The sequence below is a fragment of the Priestia sp. FW507-14D1A genome (assembly GCF_058781295.1).
In genome coordinates this window covers 885,480-905,666 of sequence record NZ_JBYSWQ010000001.1, presented here as the reverse complement: position 1 = coordinate 905,666, position 20,187 = coordinate 885,480, and the positions used below count along the sequence as shown (strand labels likewise).

At 39.4% G+C, this 20,187-nt stretch carries 19 protein-coding genes; all 19 read left to right on the top strand.

Going from position 1 to position 20,187, the window contains the following annotated elements; all coding sequences use genetic code 11:
* Nucleotides 1-83: 83 nt before the first annotated feature.
* The 19 genes from smc to xerC all read left to right on the top strand — a co-directional run bounded on the left by smc (nt 84) and on the right by xerC (nt 20,186).
* A complete protein-coding gene (gene smc, locus AC3WJG_RS05105; protein ID WP_337050932.1) occupies nt 84-3,644 on the top strand; it encodes a chromosome segregation protein SMC in 3,561 nt (1,186 codons plus the stop codon).
* Nucleotides 3,645-3,669: 25 nt separating this feature from the next.
* Complete coding sequence (gene ftsY, locus AC3WJG_RS05100) at nt 3,670-4,668, top strand: signal recognition particle-docking protein FtsY (protein WP_013058902.1); 999 nt, start codon at nt 3,670-3,672, stop codon at nt 4,666-4,668.
* A 272-nt stretch (nt 4,669-4,940) separates the two neighbouring features.
* The gene (locus AC3WJG_RS05095; RefSeq protein ID WP_025750337.1) at nt 4,941-5,273 is read left to right on the top strand and encodes a putative DNA-binding protein; all 333 of its coding nucleotides are present in this window, start codon (nt 4,941-4,943) and stop codon (nt 5,271-5,273) included.
* A 12-nt stretch (nt 5,274-5,285) separates the two neighbouring features.
* Nucleotides 5,286-6,629: a signal recognition particle protein gene (ffh, locus tag AC3WJG_RS05090; RefSeq protein WP_013058900.1), complete on the top strand. Its 1,344-nt coding sequence runs from the start codon at nt 5,286-5,288 to the stop codon at nt 6,627-6,629.
* Between the two features lie 136 nt (nt 6,630-6,765).
* Nucleotides 6,766-7,038, top strand: coding sequence for a 30S ribosomal protein S16 (rpsP, locus tag AC3WJG_RS05085; RefSeq protein WP_013058899.1), 273 nt, complete (start codon nt 6,766-6,768; stop codon nt 7,036-7,038).
* A gap of 11 nt (nt 7,039-7,049) precedes the next feature.
* The gene (locus AC3WJG_RS05080; protein WP_013058898.1) at nt 7,050-7,280 is read left to right on the top strand and encodes a KH domain-containing protein; all 231 of its coding nucleotides are present in this window, start codon (nt 7,050-7,052) and stop codon (nt 7,278-7,280) included.
* 151 nt (nt 7,281-7,431) lie between these two features.
* A complete protein-coding gene (locus AC3WJG_RS05075) occupies nt 7,432-7,815 on the top strand; it encodes a YlqD family protein (protein ID WP_013058897.1) in 384 nt (127 codons plus the stop codon).
* 12 nt (nt 7,816-7,827) lie between these two features.
* On the top strand, nt 7,828-8,340 hold the full coding sequence (rimM, locus tag AC3WJG_RS05070) for a ribosome maturation factor RimM (protein WP_028410799.1): 513 nt from the start codon (nt 7,828-7,830) through the stop codon (nt 8,338-8,340).
* Nucleotides 8,340-9,080, top strand: coding sequence for a tRNA (guanosine(37)-N1)-methyltransferase TrmD (gene trmD, locus AC3WJG_RS05065; protein ID WP_028410800.1), 741 nt, complete (start codon nt 8,340-8,342; stop codon nt 9,078-9,080). Before rimM ends, trmD begins: the two co-directional genes overlap by 1 nt.
* 161 nt (nt 9,081-9,241) lie before the next feature.
* On the top strand, nt 9,242-9,586 hold the full coding sequence (gene rplS, locus AC3WJG_RS05060) for a 50S ribosomal protein L19 (RefSeq protein ID WP_013084808.1): 345 nt from the start codon (nt 9,242-9,244) through the stop codon (nt 9,584-9,586).
* A 180-nt stretch (nt 9,587-9,766) separates the two neighbouring features.
* A complete protein-coding gene (lepB, locus tag AC3WJG_RS05055) occupies nt 9,767-10,318 on the top strand; it encodes a signal peptidase I (protein ID WP_013058893.1) in 552 nt (183 codons plus the stop codon).
* A gap of 21 nt (nt 10,319-10,339) precedes the next feature.
* Nucleotides 10,340-11,206, top strand: a complete 867-nt coding sequence (gene ylqF, locus AC3WJG_RS05050) for a ribosome biogenesis GTPase YlqF (RefSeq protein ID WP_028410801.1) — start codon at nt 10,340-10,342, stop codon at nt 11,204-11,206.
* Nucleotides 11,207-11,313: 107 nt separating this feature from the next.
* Nucleotides 11,314-12,081: a ribonuclease HII gene (gene rnhB, locus AC3WJG_RS05045; RefSeq protein WP_098526078.1), complete on the top strand. Its 768-nt coding sequence runs from the start codon at nt 11,314-11,316 to the stop codon at nt 12,079-12,081.
* A gap of 369 nt (nt 12,082-12,450) precedes the next feature.
* A complete protein-coding gene (sucC, locus tag AC3WJG_RS05040) occupies nt 12,451-13,611 on the top strand; it encodes an ADP-forming succinate--CoA ligase subunit beta (RefSeq protein WP_013058890.1) in 1,161 nt (386 codons plus the stop codon).
* An 18-nt stretch (nt 13,612-13,629) separates the two neighbouring features.
* On the top strand, nt 13,630-14,532 hold the full coding sequence (gene sucD / locus AC3WJG_RS05035) for a succinate--CoA ligase subunit alpha (protein ID WP_013058889.1): 903 nt from the start codon (nt 13,630-13,632) through the stop codon (nt 14,530-14,532).
* 63 nt (nt 14,533-14,595) lie between these two features.
* Nucleotides 14,596-15,477, top strand: a complete 882-nt coding sequence (gene dprA, locus AC3WJG_RS05030; protein WP_043976470.1) for a DNA-processing protein DprA — start codon at nt 14,596-14,598, stop codon at nt 15,475-15,477.
* Nucleotides 15,478-15,631: 154 nt separating this feature from the next.
* On the top strand, nt 15,632-17,707 hold the full coding sequence (gene topA, locus AC3WJG_RS05025) for a type I DNA topoisomerase (protein WP_028410804.1): 2,076 nt from the start codon (nt 15,632-15,634) through the stop codon (nt 17,705-17,707).
* A 206-nt stretch (nt 17,708-17,913) separates the two neighbouring features.
* On the top strand, nt 17,914-19,218 hold the full coding sequence (gene trmFO, locus AC3WJG_RS05020; protein ID WP_028410805.1) for an FADH(2)-oxidizing methylenetetrahydrofolate--tRNA-(uracil(54)-C(5))-methyltransferase TrmFO: 1,305 nt from the start codon (nt 17,914-17,916) through the stop codon (nt 19,216-19,218).
* Between the two features lie 65 nt (nt 19,219-19,283).
* On the top strand, nt 19,284-20,186 hold the full coding sequence (xerC, locus tag AC3WJG_RS05015) for a tyrosine recombinase XerC (RefSeq protein WP_028410806.1): 903 nt from the start codon (nt 19,284-19,286) through the stop codon (nt 20,184-20,186).
* The last annotated feature ends 1 nt before the right edge of the window (nt 20,187 follow it).

The following is a 20,187-nucleotide window of genomic DNA, read 5'->3' as shown; positions in this document are numbered from 1 at the left end:
AAATAAAATGATCCCCCTCTTAACGTATTCGTTATAAAGGGGGATTTGCTATGAAAAAATTACATGTGTGAGGGGGGATTTCTATGTTCCTCAAACGATTAGATATTGCAGGGTTCAAATCGTTTGCAGAAAAAGTATCGATAGATTTTGTGCCAGGTGTAACGGCGGTAGTAGGACCGAATGGAAGCGGAAAAAGCAACATTACGGATGCCATACGCTGGGTGCTTGGAGAACAGTCAGCCAAATCGCTTCGTGGAGGGAAAATGGAGGACATTATTTTTGCAGGAAGCGAATCGCGCCGTGCAGTAAATGTTGCTGACGTAACGCTTACGTTAGAAAATGATGACCAGTTTCTCCCGCTTGACTACCATGAAGTTAGTATTACAAGGCGCGTGTACCGCTCAGGAGACAGTGAATTTTTTATTAACAACCAGCCGTGCCGCTTGAAAGATATTGTCGATTTATTTATGGATTCAGGACTTGGAAGAGAAGCTTTTTCGATTATTAGTCAAGGAAAAGTAGAAGAAGTACTAAGCAGTAAATCTGACGAGCGCCGTAAAATTTTTGAAGAAGCAGCAGGTGTATTAAAATACAAAACGCGTAAACGAAAAGCGGAGCTTCGACTTCTCGAAACGCAAGAAAATTTAAATCGAGTGGTAGATATTCTTCATGAAATTGAAGGTCAGTTAGAGCCTTTACAGATTCAATCGTCTATTGCAAAAGATTATTTGCAGAAAAAAGAAGAATTAGAGCACATTGATGTGGCTGTTACGGTATTTGAAGTTGAAGATCTTCATCAGAAATGGGAAAAATTAAAAGCTGAAATGGCTCAGCACGAGCAGCTCGAAGAATCTCTCGCGACGAATATTCGCACGCGTGAAGGAGAAATCCAGACCCTTCGTTTGCACATTCAGCAAATAGATGAACAACTAGACTCTTTACATAAAAAACTACTATATGTAAGTGAAGAAGTAGAAAAGCTAGAAGGCAAAAAAGAAGTATTAAAAGAGCGTAAGAAAAACGCCTTTCAAAATAAAGAGCAGCTGGAACGTTTAGTAAAAGAGTATACTCATAAGCATCAAGAGCTAAGTAAAGCAAAAGACAGCGAAGGAAAAGATCTTGAGCAATCTCAAAAAGAAGTACAAGAGATACGTCTAAAGCTTACTGAGCAGGAACAGCTGTTCAGGCAGTACAGCGAGAATCTAGAAGAAAAACTTGAACAGATGAAAAGCGAGTATTTTGAATTAGCGAACGCTCAAACATCCGCTCGAAATGAAATTTCATTTTTAGAGCAGCAAAAAATGCAAACGTTTGAAAAAGAGCAGCGTTTAACAAAATCCAACGAGCAATACGTAGAACAGCGCCGTGAATTAACGCAGCGAAAAGAAGCGGCGATCAAAAGGCTTGCTCAGTTTCGTCAAGAGCTTCAGCAGGCTGTACACGTGTATAAGCAGCAAGGAGAGAAGCTTGAGTCATTAAGGCAAGCCTATCGTAAACAAGAGTCTACGCTTTATCAAGCTTATCAGTACGTGCAGCAGACAAAATCACGAAAAGAAATGCTTGAAGAGATGCAAGAAGACTATGAAGGTTATTTTCACGGTGTAAAAGAAGTGTTAAAAGCGCGTGATGAGAAGCTTGCAGGTATCAAAGGCGCCATTGCTGAGTTAATCAATGTTCCAAAAGAGTATGAAACAGCGCTTGAAATTGCGCTTGGAGGAGCAGCTCAGCATATTGTCGTTCAAGACGAACAAAGTGCACGTCAGGCAATTGGCTTTTTGAAACAAAATGGTTACGGGAGAGCTACATTTTTACCACTGACGTCTGTAAAAGACCGTTATGTTCCGGCTCAAACTATTTCTATGCTAGAGAGTCACGAAGCGTATGTAGGGATCGCTTCATCTCTTGTTAAATACGAAGCTACCTATGACCGAGTTATTAAAAATTTGCTTGGAACCGTTATTGTTGTCAATGATTTAAAAGGTGCAAATGAACTTGCCCGTCTTGTGCAGCATCGCTATCGTTTTGTGACCGTTAAAGGAGATGTCGTCAACCCCGGTGGTTCGATGACAGGGGGTTCCATGAAGCAAAAGTCCAACTCTTTACTAGGCCGTCAGCGTGAAGTGGAAGTCATTACGGCAAAAATAGAAGAGATGGAACAAAAGACGCTTGTGCTCGAGCAAGATGTAAAAGATAAAAAGTCACAGATTGAAGAGCTTCAACAGGAAATTAATAAACAGCAGGCATTTGTGGAACGCTTGAAAGACAAAGAGCAGGAATCTGATCGAGAAGTAAAGCAAATTGACATCGAAGAAAAAGCAGTGAATGACCGTTTAACCATGTACGATCATGATATTGCTAGCTTTAGACAAGATCAAACAAGCTTGTCCGCTCGAATTGATGAGCTGCATACGAGTTTGCAAGGAAATCAGCAGCAGGCAAATGTGTTAGAGAAAAACATTGAAGAGTTAGCTGCACGCAAGCATACACAGCAAACGTCTAAAGAAACGGTTCAACATGAGCTTACAGAAGTAAAAGTGCTTCTTGCGAAAAAAGAACAGTTCCTCACAAATCAGCAAGAAAAATATGAAAGAGTGTGCTTTGAGCTTGATCAAACCATTCAGCGTTTGTCTGAAGCTACAGATGATCTTTCTCTTTTAACGAGTGAAATCACGAGCAATGACTCGGGTGAACTTAAGCTCGAAGAAGCGGCGCATGAGCGAATAAAAGAAAAGACAGAAACGTTACAATTAATGGATGACTGCAGATCAGAGCGGTTGAAAGCCCAGAATAAACTTGAAGACGAAGAGAGGGTTGTAAAAGAGCTGCAGCGTCAGTACAAACAAATTACGGATGCTTTAAAAGATGAAGAAGTCAAAATCAATCGAATTGACGTAGAGCTAGACAGCCGTCTGCAGCAGCTGACAGAAGAGTACGAAATTAGCTTTGAAGCAGCAAAAGAAAAATATCCTTTAACATTAGATATTCAAGAAGCGAGGAAAAAAATCAAGCTCATTAAGCTGGCAATTGATGAATTAGGAACCGTAAACTTAGGTTCTATTGAACAATACGAACGCGTTTCAGAGCGCTATGAATTTTTAAATACGCAGCGAGCGGACCTTGACGAAGCGAAAAATACGCTGTATCAAGTGATTGAAGAAATGGACGAGGAAATGAAGAAACGTTTTTCTGATACGTTCACTCGTATCCGCAATGAATTTGGTACAGTGTTCTCTTCCCTATTCGGAGGAGGAAAGGCGGATTTGAAATTAACAGATCCGAAAGATTTATTAAATACAGGTGTAGAAATTGTTGCACAGCCTCCTGGGAAAAAACTGCAGAATCTAGGGTTGCTGTCAGGCGGCGAGCGTTCGTTAACAGCCATTGCCCTCCTGTTTTCTATTTTGAAAGTACGTCCGGTGCCGTTTTGTGTGCTAGATGAGGTGGAAGCGGCGCTTGATGAAGCAAACGTTCATCGCTTCGCTACGTATTTACGCAAATTTAGTAATCAAACACAGTTCATTGTTATTACTCACCGAAAAGGTACAATGGAAGAAGCTGATGTACTGTACGGTGTGACAATGCAAGAATCTGGCGTATCGAAATTAGTCTCTGTTCGTTTAGAAGAATCAAAGCAATATGTTTAACTCATAGAATGAAAGGGTGGTACGAATGAGCTTTTTTAAGAAACTAAAAGAAAAAATTACAATGCAAACCGATTCTGTTACACAAAAATTTAAAGATGGACTATCAAAAACGCGCAATTCTTTTTCAGAACGCGTGAATGATCTAGTGTCTCGCTATCGTCAAGTAGACGAAGAGTTTTTTGAGGAATTAGAAGAAATTTTAATTAGTGCTGATGTCGGTGTGGCTACCGTGTTGGATTTAATTGATGACTTAAAATCGGAAGTGAAACGCCGTAATATTAAGGATCCTCAAGATGTGCAGGCTGTTATCTCTGAGAAATTAATTGACATTTATGAGTCTGGTGAAGAGCAGATTGGTGAACTGAATATGCAGCAAAATGATTTAACAGTGATCTTGTTTGTAGGGGTAAACGGCGTTGGGAAAACAACAACAATTGGGAAAATTGCGCATAAATTCAAACAAGAAGGCAAAAAAGTTGTAATGGCAGCAGGTGATACGTTCCGTGCTGGTGCGATTGAGCAGTTAGAAGTATGGGGAGAACGCGTTGGTGTTGATGTTATTAAGCAATCTGCAGGTTCTGACCCTGCCGCTGTCATGTATGACGCTGTTCAGTCAGCCAAGGCTCGAAAAGCAGATGTTTTACTATGTGATACAGCAGGCCGCCTTCAAAATAAAGTGAATTTAATGAAAGAATTAGAGAAAGTAAAGCGTGTTATTGAGCGAGAAATTCCTGGTGCTCCTCATGAAGTACTGCTTGTACTTGATGCGACGACGGGTCAAAACGCTTTAAGTCAGGCTAAAACATTCTCAGAAGCAACGAACGTGACGGGAATTGTGTTGACAAAACTAGATGGTACGGCTAAAGGTGGAATTGTTCTTGCCATTCGAAACGAACTGAAGCTTCCTGTTAAATTCGTTGGACTTGGAGAAAAAGTGGACGATCTTCAGCCGTTTGACACGGAGCAATATATTTATGGATTATTTGCCAATGCTGTAGAAGAAGAAACAGAAAAAGAGGCGTAATCTAAAAAGAGGCTAGGATATAAGTATCTTAGTTGAAGGAAGATCCGAACGGTTAATCGTTCGGATTTTTTATTAGTAGGATGGACGCAGGTTTCATATTTATTCGTCTTTAAATTGAAGTAATTTAGTTATGTCTCCATCTCTTTTAAGTGGGAAAATGTGAGGTGTTAAGGAAAAAACTTGACATTCAAACCTCGCCTAGTTAAACTAATAACATGTAAAGGCTTTTCACTTAACAAGGGGGCGGTCAGATGGTTGAAAAGAGCGTGCATATGCTCGAAAAAACAACAAGAATGAATTACTTATTTGACTTCTATCAGGCGCTGTTGACGCCCAAACAAAGAAGTTATATGTCACTTTATTACTTGGATGATTATTCCCTCGGTGAAATAGCGGAAGAATTTGATGTGAGTCGTCAAGCAGTTTATGATAATATAAAACGTACAGAGCAAATGCTTGAACAATATGAGGAAAAGCTATTGTTATTTCAACGGTTTCAAGAGCGTCAATCAATTGTTCAACAACTGAAAGACGAACTTGCAGCCGACTTACACAAGAATAGTAAGCTTTCTTCTCTTCTTGATTCGCTCGAGAAATTAGATTAGGGGGCGGCGTATATGGCATTTGAAGGATTAGCCGACCGTTTGCAAAGCACACTGCAAAAGTTAAAAGGAAAAGGAAAAGTTAACGAAGCTGACGTTAAAGAAATGATGCGTGAAGTTAGACTTGCCCTTTTAGAAGCCGATGTAAACTTTAAAGTAGTAAAAGACTTTGTTAAGCGCGTAAGCGAACGTGCTGTAGGTCAAGACGTTCTTAAGAGCTTAACGCCTGGACAACAAGTTATTAAGGTTGTACAAGAAGAATTAACTGCACTTATGGGCGGAGAGCAAAGCAAGATTGCAGTAGCTCCGAAAGCTCCAACTGTAATTATGATGGTTGGACTTCAAGGTGCAGGTAAAACAACAACAACCGGTAAACTTGCCAATTTATTACGTAAAAAATATAACCGTAATCCATTGCTTGTAGCAGCAGATATTTATCGTCCGGCAGCTATTAAACAGCTTGAAACACTAGGAAAACAGCTTAGCATGTCTGTTTTTTCATTAGGTGATCAAGTAAGTCCTGTGGAGATTGCGAAACAAGCTATTGCTCATGCGAAAGAAGAGCATCACGATTATGTATTAATTGATACAGCGGGACGTTTGCATGTTGATGAAAATCTAATGGAGGAGTTAGAACAGATCAAAGAGCTTTCTAACCCAGACGAAATTTTCCTTGTTGTCGATGCGATGACGGGTCAAGATGCAGTAAACGTTGCGGATAGCTTTAATAAGCAATTAGGATTAACTGGAGTTGTATTAACGAAACTAGACGGCGATACGCGCGGTGGTGCAGCGCTTTCTATTCGTGCAGTAACCGATACACCAATTAAATTTGTCGGTCTTGGAGAAAAAATGGATGCTATTGAAGCATTCCATCCAGAGCGTATGGCTTCCCGTATCTTAGGTATGGGTGATGTGCTGACGCTTATCGAAAAGGCTCAGGCCAATGTAGATGCTGAAAAAGCAAAAGAGCTTGAAGCTAAGCTGCGTACGCAGTCATTTACATTTGATGACTTTTTAGATCAACTTGCTCAGGTGCGTCAAATGGGACCGCTTGATGAGCTGATTGGTATGCTTCCGGGCGCCAATAAAGTAAAGGGGCTCAAAAACCTGCAGGTTGATGAAAAGCAAATTAATCATGTAGAAGCAATTATTCGTTCTATGACGAAAGCGGAAAAAACAAACCCTGAAATCATTAATGCAAGTCGAAGAAAGCGTATTGCAAAAGGAAGCGGACGTTCTGTACAAGAAGTTAACCGTTTGCTTAAACAATTTGAAGACATGAAAAAAATGATGAAACAAATGACAAATATGTCAAAAGGCAAGAAAAAGGGTATGAAACTTCCATTCTTTTCATGATAAAACGCTTGATTTGGACTGAAAAACCAAAGAAAATAAAATATTTTTCTAGTGTTAAGAAAAAAACCTTTACAAACATTTTACCTATTTGATATTATATTATCTTGTTGAAACATATTCGGAGGTGCTTTATAAAATGGCAGTAAAAATTCGTTTAAAACGTATGGGAGCTAAAAAATCTCCTTTCTATCGTATCGTAGCAGCAGACTCTCGTTCACCACGTGATGGACGTTACATCGAAGTAGTTGGAACTTACAATCCTGTAGTTCAACCAGCTGAAGTTAAAATCGATGAAGAGCTAGCTCTTAAATGGTTACAAAATGGTGCTAAACCATCTGATACAGTTCGTAACCTTTTCTCTAACGAAGGCATCATGGAAAAATTCCATAATGCTAAATTAGGAAAATAATTTCACTCGAGATGACATCACTAATCGAAACAATTGTAAAGCCGCTTGTTGATTACCCAGCTGATGTTAAAGTGGAGGAACAAGAAGATGAACGTCAAGTGACGTACATCCTTACTGTTCACCAAGAAGATGTCGGCAAAGTAATTGGCAAACAAGGCCGCGTTGCAAAAGCGATTCGAACTGTTGTGAATGCAGCAGCATCACAGCAAGGTAAAAAAGTGTATGTGAAAATTCAAGAGTAATCAAAAAGGGAGAGGGATAACCTCGCCCTTTTTTTATGTTATGATAAGATGAACGTTTTGATCACAGTAAGTCTTTTGCGAGCAAGAAGCAGCTATTTCAATATGCATGTAAAAAGCACAAGGTCACTATCTTGAGAGCGGAGGGAACGTTTTGAACATTATTCAAAAAGTGGTTGTGAAACAAGTGTTAACTGAAGCAAGCAAACAAGATCTTGAAAATCGTTTTATAAACCGCAAGCAGGCGCTTGAAAAAGAGATGGAACAGCTGAAATTTCAGTTAAAGCACATGGAAAAAGCCAATAAAGGTTCTTCTTTATTACATAGTCAGTTTGAAAAAGAAAAATCCGCTCGCCTTGAAAAAATTGAAGTGTTGAACTTTCAGCTGACGCAATTAGAAAAGCTTCCTTTAGGGAGCGAACTCGTTGAAACGGAACTGGATGCCTTGGTAGAGGTAAAAATCGGCGATGATTGGGAAAAGATAAAAGAAAGTAAAACAATTATTATAAAAGATAGCAAAGTTGTTGAGATTAGATAGAGGTGAAGAAGCATGGAATGGTTTAAGGTTGGAAAAATTGTGAATACCCACGGTGTAAAAGGAGAAGTTCGTATTGTATCAACTACGGATTTTGCTGATGAGCGCTATGAAAAAGGAAATAAACTTTATATCTTCAAAGAAAAGCAAAGCGAGCCGGTAGAAGTAACGGTAGCAAGCCACCGCAGGCATAAAAATTTTGATCTGCTTACATTCGAAGGCTACCACAACGTAAATGATGTTGAGCAGTATAAAAACTGTGAAGTGAAAATCCCTGAGGAGCAGCTAACGGATTTAGAAGACGGTGAATTCTATTTCCACGAAATTATTGGGTGTACAGTAAAAACAGAAGACGGGGTAGAGGTAGGAACGGTCAAAGAAATTTTAACGCCGGGAGCTAATGATGTGTGGGTTGTTAAAAAAGGCGGAAAAGAAGTTCTTATTCCTTACATCGACGACGTTGTACAATCTATTGATATAGATGAAAAAGAGATTGTTATTACGGTAATGGAAGGGTTATTGGACTAATGAAAATTGATGTACTGTCGCTATTTCCTTCTATGTTTGACGGTGTTTTTGGTGAATCAATTTTGAAAAAAGCACAGGAAAAAAATGCGGTTGAACTGAATGTAGTTAATTTCCGAGAATACTCTACGAACAAACATCAAAATGTGGACGATTATCCTTACGGCGGAGGTGCTGGAATGGTATTGACACCTCAGCCTATTTTTGACGCTGTAGAAAAGCTGACTGAAACAGCTAAGAAGCCCCGGGTAGTTTTGCTTTGTCCCCAGGGCGAACGCTATACGCAGGCAAAAGCAGAAGAGCTAGCAGCGGAAGAGCATTTAATTTTTATTTGCGGTCATTACGAAGGGTATGATGAACGGATTCGTGAGCAGCTGGTAACTGATGAAATTTCAATTGGTGACTATGTATTAACTGGAGGAGAGCTTGGTGCAATGGTTGTGATCGATAGCGTTGTTCGCCTGCTTCCTGATGTGCTTGGCAATAATCATTCAGCTGTACAAGACTCACACAGTACAGGTTTACTAGAGCACCCGCACTATACGCGTCCTGCTGATTTTAGAGGCTTAACAGTTCCTGAAGTACTTATGTCAGGAAATCATAAAAAAATTGAACAGTGGCGCCAAAAAGAGTCTTTAAAGCGCACGTTGCTTCGAAGACCGGATATGCTTGAAAAAATGGAGCTAACGGAAGAGCAAAAGAAAGTAGTAGCTCAATTAAAAGAGGAAAACAACCTTTCATAAATCCATAAAATTTATGCATAAACTCTGTTGCATACGGTATAAGAGTGTGCTAAGATAGATTTTGTGGCTTGGGCAGATGTCTGGTCACCTATAACGATGTTCCGCTGCAATGATTGAAAAGCATTGGTATGAGCGTCTGTTGGAAGGAGTTGAAACACGCGATGCAAAAATTAATCGAAGAGATTACAAAAGAACAATTAAAAACAGATCTTCCTACGTTCCGTCCTGGTGATACTGTACGTGTACACGTAAATATCGTTGAGGGTACTCGTGAACGTGTTCAGGTATTTGAAGGTGTTGTTATTAAGCGTCGTGGCGGTGGTATCAGCGAAACATTTACAGTACGTAAGATTTCTTACGGTGTAGGTGTAGAGCGTACATTCCCACTTCATACGCCAAAAATTGCAAAAATCGAAGTAATGCGCCGCGGTAAAGTACGCCGTGCGAAACTTTATTACCTACGTGAATTACGTGGTAAAGCTGCGCGTATTAAAGAAATTCGATAATAGTAAAGGGGAGCTTGTTTATACAAGCTCCTTTTTTCAAATGTTTTTTTAGAACGATTCGTTCTCTGACAGGAAAAAATAGACGTACAAGTCATCATTTTTTTATTCTATTTATTTATTAGGCGTTTCAAACATTATCGTTTAAAATAAAGGTATGACATAAGAGTTGGAGGACTGAAGATGGCTCGAAAGAAAAATGAACTGTGGGAATGGATAAAAGCAATCGCCATTGCCGTACTGTTAGCTGTTGTAATTCGCTATTTTTTGTTTGCACCGATTGTAGTAGATGGCCTTTCTATGATGCCTACGCTGCATGACCAAAATCGAATGATTGTAAATAAGTTCTCCTATAAGATTGGTGATCCTGATCGCTTTGATATTATTGTTTTTCATGCTACAGCGGAAAAAGATTACATAAAACGTATTATCGGACTGCCGGGTGATCATATTGAGTATCGAAATGATACGCTATATGTAAATGGAAAAGCTTATAAAGAGCCCTATTTAGATCAGTATAAAAAAGAAGTGATTGACGGTAATTTAACCGAAGATTTTAAACTAGAAGACGTAACGGGTAAAAAGACCGTGCCAGAAGGCTATTTGTTCGTGATGGGAGACAATCGACGCTACAGTAAAGACAGCCGTCAGATTGGCTTTGTCAGCATGGACAAGGTGCTTGGTAAAACGAGTGCCGTATACTGGCCGATTAAAGAAGCGCGTTTTGCAAAGTAAAATATAAAAGGTGAGTAAAATATGACAATTCAATGGTTTCCTGGCCACATGGCCAAGGCCAGAAGACAAGTAACTGAAAAGCTAAAATTGATTGATATTGTATACGAACTGGTTGATGCACGCATTCCGCAATCATCGCGAAATCCAATGATTGATGAGATTATTGTGAACAAGCCGAGAATCGTATTGCTGAATAAAGTGGACAAAGCTGATCCGCGCGTTACTCAGCAGTGGCTAGATTATTACAAAGCACAAGGTATTTATGCCTTAGCTATTGACGCACAAGCAGGTAAAGGAATGAAACAAATTGTTTCGTCTTCCAAAGAACTTCTTCAAGAGAAGTTTGACCGTATGCGCGCAAAAGGAGTCAAAAAACCCCGCGCTATTCGAGCGATGATTGTAGGGATTCCTAACGTTGGTAAATCAACGCTGATTAATCGCCTTGCCAGTAAAAAAATCGCCAAGACCGGAGATCGTCCAGGTGTGACGCAAGCACAGCAGTGGATTAAGGTAGGAAATGAGCTGGAGCTACTTGATACGCCAGGTATTTTGTGGCCTAAGTTTGAAGATGAAACAGTTGGATATAAGCTTGCGACAACGGGTGCTATTAAAGATACCATTTTAAATATGCAAGATGTTGCTGTTTATGCGCTGCGCTTCTTAACTAGCCATTACCCAGAACAATTAAAGCAGCGTTATGATTTAAATGAAATCCCTGAAGACATTGTAGAGCTTTTTGATGCAATTGGGTCGCGCCGCGGCTGTTTAATGGGTGGCGGCATGGTGGATTACGATAAAACGGCTGAGCTTGTTCTTCGAGAAATTCGAACGGATAAAATTGGCACCTTTACATTTGATGATCCAAGTGAAGCTGAACAGCAGCTGTAAGCAATACATTGCGAACTGAAACAAAAAACGCCTCTGCCTTTTTAGCATGAGGCGTTTTTTATGTAAAAGTGCCGCATGAAAATGTTGATATAAAGAAGGTGGAGCTAATGAAAAAGAGTATTAAGGAAATAAAAGAAGAACTAAAGCAAGTGAGAAGCCCGGAAGATGCTTTATTTAAGGCATATGCGCAAGATGAGCGTAAAGGTGTGCAACAGATTATTATTCAAAAACAGAGGCAATTTGAAGCCGCTGAGGGCTTGAAGAAACAGTTTGATGAAATGATGGCATATGAAAACGAATTATACAATCAAGGAGCAACCTATATTGCCGGAGTAGATGAAGTAGGAAGAGGACCGTTAGCAGGACCGGTAGTAGCTGCTGCTGTTATTTTGCCGCCGGATTTTTTTCTCCCTGGTTTGACGGATTCAAAGAAGTTATCAGAAGCAAAGCGAGAAGCGTTTTATGAAGAAATTTGTAAAAGCGCTGTCGCTATCGGTATAGGTATTATAGACGCAGAGGTCATTGATTCTATTAATATTTATGAAGCAACAAAAAAGGCAATGACTGAAGCAATTGAACTTCTAGCTGTCCAGCCTGATGAACTGCTTATTGATGCGATGAAGCTGCCGGTGCCTATTTCGCAGCAGTCAATCATCAAAGGCGATGCTACAAGCATTTCCATTGCTGCAAGTTCTGTTATTGCAAAAGTGACGCGAGATCGAATGATGAAAGAACTTGGTGAACGCTATCCTGCATACGGATTCGAAAAACATATGGGATATGGAACAAAACAACATTTAGAAGCAATCGACCAATATGGAATTTTGCCAGAACACCGCCGATCTTTTGCACCAATAAAAAACCAAGTAAACTAGAACATGATACCCAAGCATATCTCTGCTTTTTAGCGCATGTTTCACATGCGGGATTTTAGGCTCAAAAAGGATATAGCTTATTTAAGTGGAGATACTGCAGAGGGTGAAGTTCGTAAATTATTTTCCTCTCAGTTCGCTTCAGTTGTGAAGGTTGATTTACATGATCAACCGTACGTTTAACGTCCGCAGAGTCTCATTGACCTCATAAGGTATGGTTAAGTACTATCTCCATAAAAATATCAATTTTCTTATTATTTCAATATTTTTCACTAGAATAGTAGACAATTAGACAATTATTTTTATACAATGAAAGCGCAGTCTATTTTGTGCAGTATAGTTTTGTGGTTGATTATGTTAGGAGGATGGGAAATGAATATCCATGAGTATCAAGGAAAAGAACTACTCAGAAAATATGGGGTTGCAGTACCAAACGGTCGAGTAGCTTTTACTGTTGAAGAAGCAGTTGAAGCAGCAAAGGAATTAGGTTCACAAGTATCAGTGGTGAAAGCACAAATCCATGCTGGTGGACGCGGTAAAGCGGGCGGTGTCAAAGTAGCAAAAAACTTAGATGAAGTTCGTACATATGCACAAGATATTTTAGGAAAGACCCTCGTAACACACCAAACAGGCCCTGAAGGAAAAGAAGTTAAGCGCTTGTTAGTTGAAGAGGGATGCGATATTAAGAAAGAATACTACATCGGTTTAGTTCTTGATCGTGCAACATCTCAAGTTGTATTGATGGGTTCTGAAGAAGGTGGAACTGAAATTGAAGAAGTGGCGGAAAAAACGCCTGAAAAAATCTTTAAAGAATATGTGGATCCTGCGATTGGTTTACAAGCATTCCAAGCTCGCAGACTTGCATTTAATATTAATATTCCAAAAGAACTAGTTGGAAAAGCAGTTAAGTTCATGACAGGTTTATATACAGTATTTGTTGAAAAAGACTGCTCAATTGCAGAGATTAATCCTCTAGTTGTAACAGGTGACGGAGACGTTATGGCATTGGATGCGAAGTTAAACTTTGATTCAAATGCGCTGTATCGTCAAAAAGATATTCTTGAATATCGTGACCTTGAAGAGGAAGATGCTAAAGAAATTGAAGCATCTAAATACGACTTAAGCTACATTTCACTAGATGGTAATATCGGTTGTATGGTAAACGGTGCAGGTTTAGCAATGGCAACGATGGATATTATTAAACATTACGGAGGCGACCCTGCTAACTTCCTGGATGTTGGGGGCGGCGCAACTGCTGAAAAAGTAACAGAAGCATTCAAAATTATTTTATCTGACCAAAATGTAAAAGGTATTTTCGTTAATATTTTCGGCGGGATTATGAAATGTGATGTTATTGCAACAGGTGTTGTTGAAGCAACGAAACAAGTTGGATTAAGCCTTCCATTAGTTGTTCGCTTAGAAGGAACAAACGTTGAACTTGGAAAAGAAATTTTACAAAAATCAGGCTTAAATATCACAGCTGCTGAATCTATGGCAGACGGCGCACAAAAAATCGTTTCACTAGTGAAATAGAAAGGCTGGGGGATAGGAATGAGCGTATTTATTAATCAAGATACAAAAGTAATTGTACAAGGAATTACAGGCGGAGTTGGCCTTTTTCATACACAGCAAATGTTAGAATATGGAACGAAAATTGTTGGTGGCGTAACACCAGGTAAAGGCGGCTTAGAAGTAGAAGGTGTTCCGGTATTTAATACGGTTGCCGAGGCAAAAGAAAAAACAGGCGCAACGGCTTCTGTTGTATATGTTCCGCCAGCATTCGCAGCTGACTCCATTATTGAAGCAGTTGACGCAGATTTAGATTTAGTTATTTGTATTACGGAAGGTATTCCAGTATTAGATATGGTAAAAGTAAAGCGTTATATGGAAGGAAAACGTACGCGCCTTGTGGGACCTAACTGCCCAGGTGTTATTACACCGGAAGAATGTAAAATTGGAATTATGCCAGGGTACATTCACAAAAAAGGTCATGTAGGTGTAGTTTCACGTTCTGGTACATTAACATATGAAGCTGTTCATCAACTTTCTGAAGCTGGCATTGGCCAATCAACAGCTGTTGGTATCGGTGGTGACCCAGTGAACGGCACGAACTTTATCGATGTATTAAAAGCGTTTAATGAAGATGAAGATACGTATGCAGTAATTATGATTGGTGAAATCGGCGGTACGGCAGAAGAAGAAGCGGCAGAATGGGTAAAAGCAAACATGACAAAACCTGTGGTTGGCTTCATTGGCGGTCAAACAGCACCTCCAGGAAAACGTATGGGCCATGCTGGTGCTATTATTTCAGGTGGTAAAGGGACAGCATCTGAAAAAATTAAAACAATGAATGAGTGCGGTATCCAAGTAGCTGAAACACCATCTGTTATGGGAGAAACACTTATTAAAGTGTTAAAAGAACAAGGCATTTACGAGCAGTGTAAGACTCATTAATAGAAGACATATAGCCTCCTTTGACCGGGGGCTATTTTGTCCATTTAAAAAGGAGATTGTAGAATGTCTGATTTACGGGAAAAATTAATTCATTTAGCACATTGTCCATCTGTTAATTGGAAACAAATTTTTACGCTACTTCAACAGAATTCTTCATTACAAAATCTCTACGAGTACTCTCCATCACAGCTTCAAAAACTATTGACTCTCTCGATTGAACGTGCTAATCAAATAAAAAAAGATTTGCAAACTATTCCAATACGAGATATTCTAGATAAATATGACGCTGAGAATATTCAATGTGTCACCATCCTAGATGATGAATATCCTGAACTTTTGCGCCATATTTATGATCCGCCTTGGGTATTATTTGCAAGAGGAAAGATTTCTCTCCTACATGCTACGGCAAGCTTAAGCGTTGTAGGAACAAGGAATCCCACTTCATATGGAACTGCAGCTCTGACTCATATTGTTAAGCCGATGCTGCATGAAGAATTTGTCGTTGTAAGTGGACTGGCCTTAGGGATTGACCAGGCTGCTCATGAACTGGCTATCGCTGAAAAAGCTAAAACGATTGCAGTTTTAGGCGGAGGGTTTTATAATATTTACCCAAGAGGAAACCAAAATTTAGCAAGAGAAATTGCGCAGCATCATTTGCTGCTTTCTGAATATGCCCCGTTTATGAAGCCGACAAAATGGTTTTTCCCTCGCAGAAACAGAATCATTAGCGGATTAACAGGAGGCACGTTGGTGGTGCAAGCAAAAGAAAGAAGTGGATCTTTTATTACCGCCGACCAGGCGCTTCAGCAAGGAAGAGAAGTATTTGCCATACCGGGTTCTATTTTTGAAGAAACATCATGTGGAACGAATAAGTTAATCCAATTAGGGGCAAAACTTGTGCAAAGCGCTGCTGATATTACAGATGAAATGATGTATATAAGATGAATGTTTCAAAGTAGTCATATTCTTGCATGGTATGAAATACTAGTGAGATACGTAGTGAAATCGTATGACTTATCTTTTGGACATTTGACAAACAAGAACCAAATATTTAATAATAATGAAGATTTTATTCTACCTCTTGAGGAGGAACAAATAGATGTCTGACTACCTAGTAATTGTAGAATCGCCTGCAAAGGCTAAAACAATTGAACGTTATTTAGGAAAGAAATATAAAGTAAAAGCATCGATGGGACATGTTCGCGATTTACCTAAAAGTCAAATGGGAATTGATATTGAACAGGATTACAATCCGAAATATATTACAATTCGCGGGAAAGGCCCGGTTTTAAAAGAACTAAAAACAGCGGCTAAAAAAGCAAAGAAGATTTACCTAGCAGCCGATCCAGACCGTGAAGGAGAAGCGATTGCATGGCACTTGGCGCACAGTTTGGATGTAGACATTGCATCGGACTGCCGCGTAGTATTTAATGAGATTACAAAAGAAGCGATTAAAGAATCTTTTAAACATCCACGAGCAATTAATATGGATTTAGTAGATGCTCAACAAGCACGCCGTATTCTTGACAGGCTGGTTGGCTACAACATCAGTCCATTGCTGTGGAAAAAAGTGAAAAAAGGATTAAGTGCCGGAAGGGTTCAATCAATTGCAGTGCGGTTAATTATTGATCGTGAAAAAGAAATTGCAAAGTTTATCCCAGAAGAATACTGGACGGTAAAAGCAACTTTTCAAAAAGGGAACGACCAATTTGAAGGCCAGTTGATCGAATATCAAGGAAAAAAAGTAGAGCTATCGAATGAAAATGATGTAACCAACATTGTTAAACAATTAGATGGAAATGAATTTTCAATTTCTAAAGTAACAAAACGTGAGCGAAAGCGTAATGCGGCTCCTTCTTTTACCACGTCTTCATTACAGCAAGAGGCAGCGCGGAAACTGAACTTCCGAGCGAAAAAAACAATGATGATTGCGCAGCAATTATATGAAGGAATTGATTTAGGAAAAGAAGGCACAGTAGGTCTTATCACGTATATGCGTACCGATTCTACTCGTATTTCAGAAACAGCTCAAACGGAAGCTAGAGATTACATTACGAACGCATACGGAAATCAGTTTGTGGCAACGGAAAAGCGTAAAGAAAAGAAAAATTCGAACGCGCAAGATGCCCACGAAGCGATTCGTCCAACTTCAGCTCTTCGTAAACCAGGAGAGGTAAAAGAGTTCTTATCGCGTGATCAGTATCGACTGTATAAGCTAGTATGGGAGCGCTTCGTTGCTAGTCAAATGGCACCTGCAATTATGGATACAATGGCTGTAGATTTGAAAAATGGAGACGTAACATTTAGAGCAAACGGCTCCAAAGTTAAATTTCCAGGCTTTATGAAAGTGTATGTTGAAGGCAATGATGATCAAGTGGAGGAAAAAGAAAATCTTCTTCCAGATTTAGAAGAAGGAGAAGTAGCTTATTCTAAAGACATCGATGAAAAGCAGCACTTCACACAGCCGCCGCCAAGATATACTGAAGCTCGTTTAGTCAAGACATTAGAAGAGCTAGGCATTGGCCGACCGTCTACATATGCTCCAACACTTGACACGATTCAAAAGCGCGGGTACGTAGCGCTCGATAACAAGCGTTTTGTTCCAACAGAACTTGGAGAAATTGTACTAGAGCTTGTATTGGAGTTTTTCCCGGAAATTTTAGATGTAGAGTTTACAGCTAAAATGGAAAACGATTTGGATGAAGTGGAAGATGGTAATGTTCAATGGGTGCGTGTTATTGACGAATTTTACAGTGATTTTGAAAAACGCTTAGAACATGCTGAAAAAGAAATGCGCGAAGTGGAGATTAAAGATGAACCTGCCGGAGAAGATTGCGGAGAATGCGGTTCACCTATGGTATACAAAATGGGACGCTACGGAAAATTTATGGCATGCTCTAATTTCCCTGACTGCCGCAACACAAAGCCAATTGTAAAAGAGATTGGCGTAAAGTGTCCGAAATGTGAAGAAGGAAATATCGTTGAGCGAAAATCGAAGAAAAAGCGTACATTTTATGGCTGTGATCGATTCCCGGGCTGTGACTTCGTATCTTGGGATAAGCCGATTGCAAGAAAATGTCCGAAATGTGAAAACCTGCTTGTGGAGAAGAAACAGAAAAAAGGAACTCAAGTCGTCTGTACAAGTTGTGATTATAAAGAGGAAGCTCAGCAGTAAAAGAGAATGGGATGAATTCCCACACTTTAAATTTAAAAATAGCAGTTATATAAGATGCGGCGACATTGCTTCATGTGCTAAAATGGAAACGTTATTAGCGACATTGAGTAATGTCGCATTTTCTTTGTCCCGTTAAAAAAGGAACAGACAAGTGAATGAATAAGGAAAATGATAGAAAAGATAGAAATGAAGTTGGAGGATTTACAATGAATGAACAAGTAATTAATGTTATCGGAGCAGGTCTTGCTGGAAGTGAAGCAGCTTGGCAAATCGCAAAGCGCGGTTTGAAAGTCCGCCTTTATGAGATGAGACCAGTGAAGCAAACACCTGCTCATCATACGGACAAATTTGCTGAATTAGTATGTAGTAATTCACTGCGTGCGAATACATTAACAAATGCAGTGGGTGTTTTAAAAGAAGAAATGCGATTATTAGACTCTGTAATTATTCGTTCAGCAGACGAATGTGCGGTTCCAGCAGGTGGAGCACTGGCTGTTGATCGTCACGAATTTGCCGCTCGTGTGACGGAAAGCGTTAAAAACCATCCGAACGTAACGGTTGTTAACGAAGAGATTACGGAAATTCCACAAGGACCAACTGTTATTGCAACAGGTCCGTTAACGTCAAAAGATTTATCAGAACAGCTGCGCGCGTTAACAAGTGAAGATTATTTATATTTTTACGATGCGGCTGCACCTATTATTGAAAAAGACAGCATTGATATGGATAAAGTATATCTGAAATCTCGCTATGACAAAGGGGAAGCTGCCTATTTAAACTGTCCGATGACAAAAGAAGAATTCCAGCGTTTTCATGAAGCATTAATCAATGCAGAGACCGTTCCTTTAAAAGAATTTGAGAAAGAAATTTATTTTGAAGGATGTATGCCAATTGAAGTAATGGCTTCACGCGGAGAAAAAACAATGCTCTTTGGACCAATGAAACCAGTTGGGTTAGAAGATCCGAAAACAGGAAAGCGACCTTATGCAGTTGTTCAGCTTCGTCAAGATGATGCAGCAGGTACACTATATAATATCGTAGGTTTCCAAACACATTTAAAATGGGGAGCACAAAAAGAAGTATTGAGCTTAATCCCAGGTTTAGAAAATGCAGAAGTAGTACGCTATGGAGTTATGCATAGAAATACGTTTATTAATTCTCCTAAATTGTTAAAGCCTACGTATCAATATCGCGAGCGTGATGACTTATTCTTTGCTGGACAAATGACGGGAGTAGAAGGATATGTAGAATCAGCGGCGAGCGGACTAATGGCAGGAATGAACGCGGCTCGACTTGTACTTGGTGAAGAATTGGTTGTATTGCCGCAGGAAACAGCGATTGGCAGTATGGCTCACTATATCACACATACAAACGCAAAAAATTTCCAGCCGATGAATGCCAACTTTGGCTTATTCAAAGAATTGGAAGTGCGAATCAAAAACAAACAAGAACGAAATGAAACGCTTGCTAAACGAGCATTGGAAACTATTCAGAATTTTACAACAAAATAATCAAAATTGTTTGCAAGGGCTACTTAATTGTGATAATATTTAGTAGCCCTTGTGAGGTGATAACATTGGAATTTGTTAAAGATGTATTAAATTCCTTTCTAGAATATTTACAAATTGAGAAAAATTATTCAAAATATACAGTTGACTGCTATGAAAAAGACATAGTTATCTTTATGTCTTTTATGCAGGAAGAGCAAATACAAAACCTACAAAGTGTTACATATGCTGATGCAAGGCTGTTTTTAACACGCCTATATGAAAAGCAGTATTCAAAAAGATCGATGTCACGCAAAATTTCTTGTTTGAGAACGTTTTATCGTTACTTAAATAGAGAAGAATTAGTAGAAGATAATCCATTTGCGCTCGTTACCCTTCCTAAAAAGGAGGAGCGAAATCCTCGCTTCCTGTATGAAGAGGAGATTGTGAAATTATTTCAAATGAATGACTTAACAACTCCGTTAGGGCAGCGTAATCAGTCTCTATTAGAATTGCTGTATGCCACCGGAATACGAGTGAGTGAATGTGCATCTATTAAGCTTAGCGATATAGATTTTTCACTTCAAACTTTGCTCGTATATGGCAAAGGGAAAAAACAACGGTACGTGCCATTTGGCTGTTATGCCAAGGACGCTCTTAGAGTATATATAGATAATGGAAGAAAGCTTCTTTTAAAAAAGGCTCCTTCTGATACTCATTCGCTCTTTTTAAATTACAAGGGGACACCGTTGACAGACCGAGGCATACGCTTAGTCATTGATCAGTTAGTAAAGAAGACCGCTGAGAATATACATATTAGTCCACACGTTTTGCGGCATACTTTTGCGACTCATATGTTAAATGAAGGGGCAGATTTACGTACAGTTCAAGAAATGCTAGGTCATGAACATTTATCAACCACTCAAATATACACACATGTGACGAAGGATCGTTTAAAGGCAGTTTATATGAATCACCATCCTCGCGCATAAA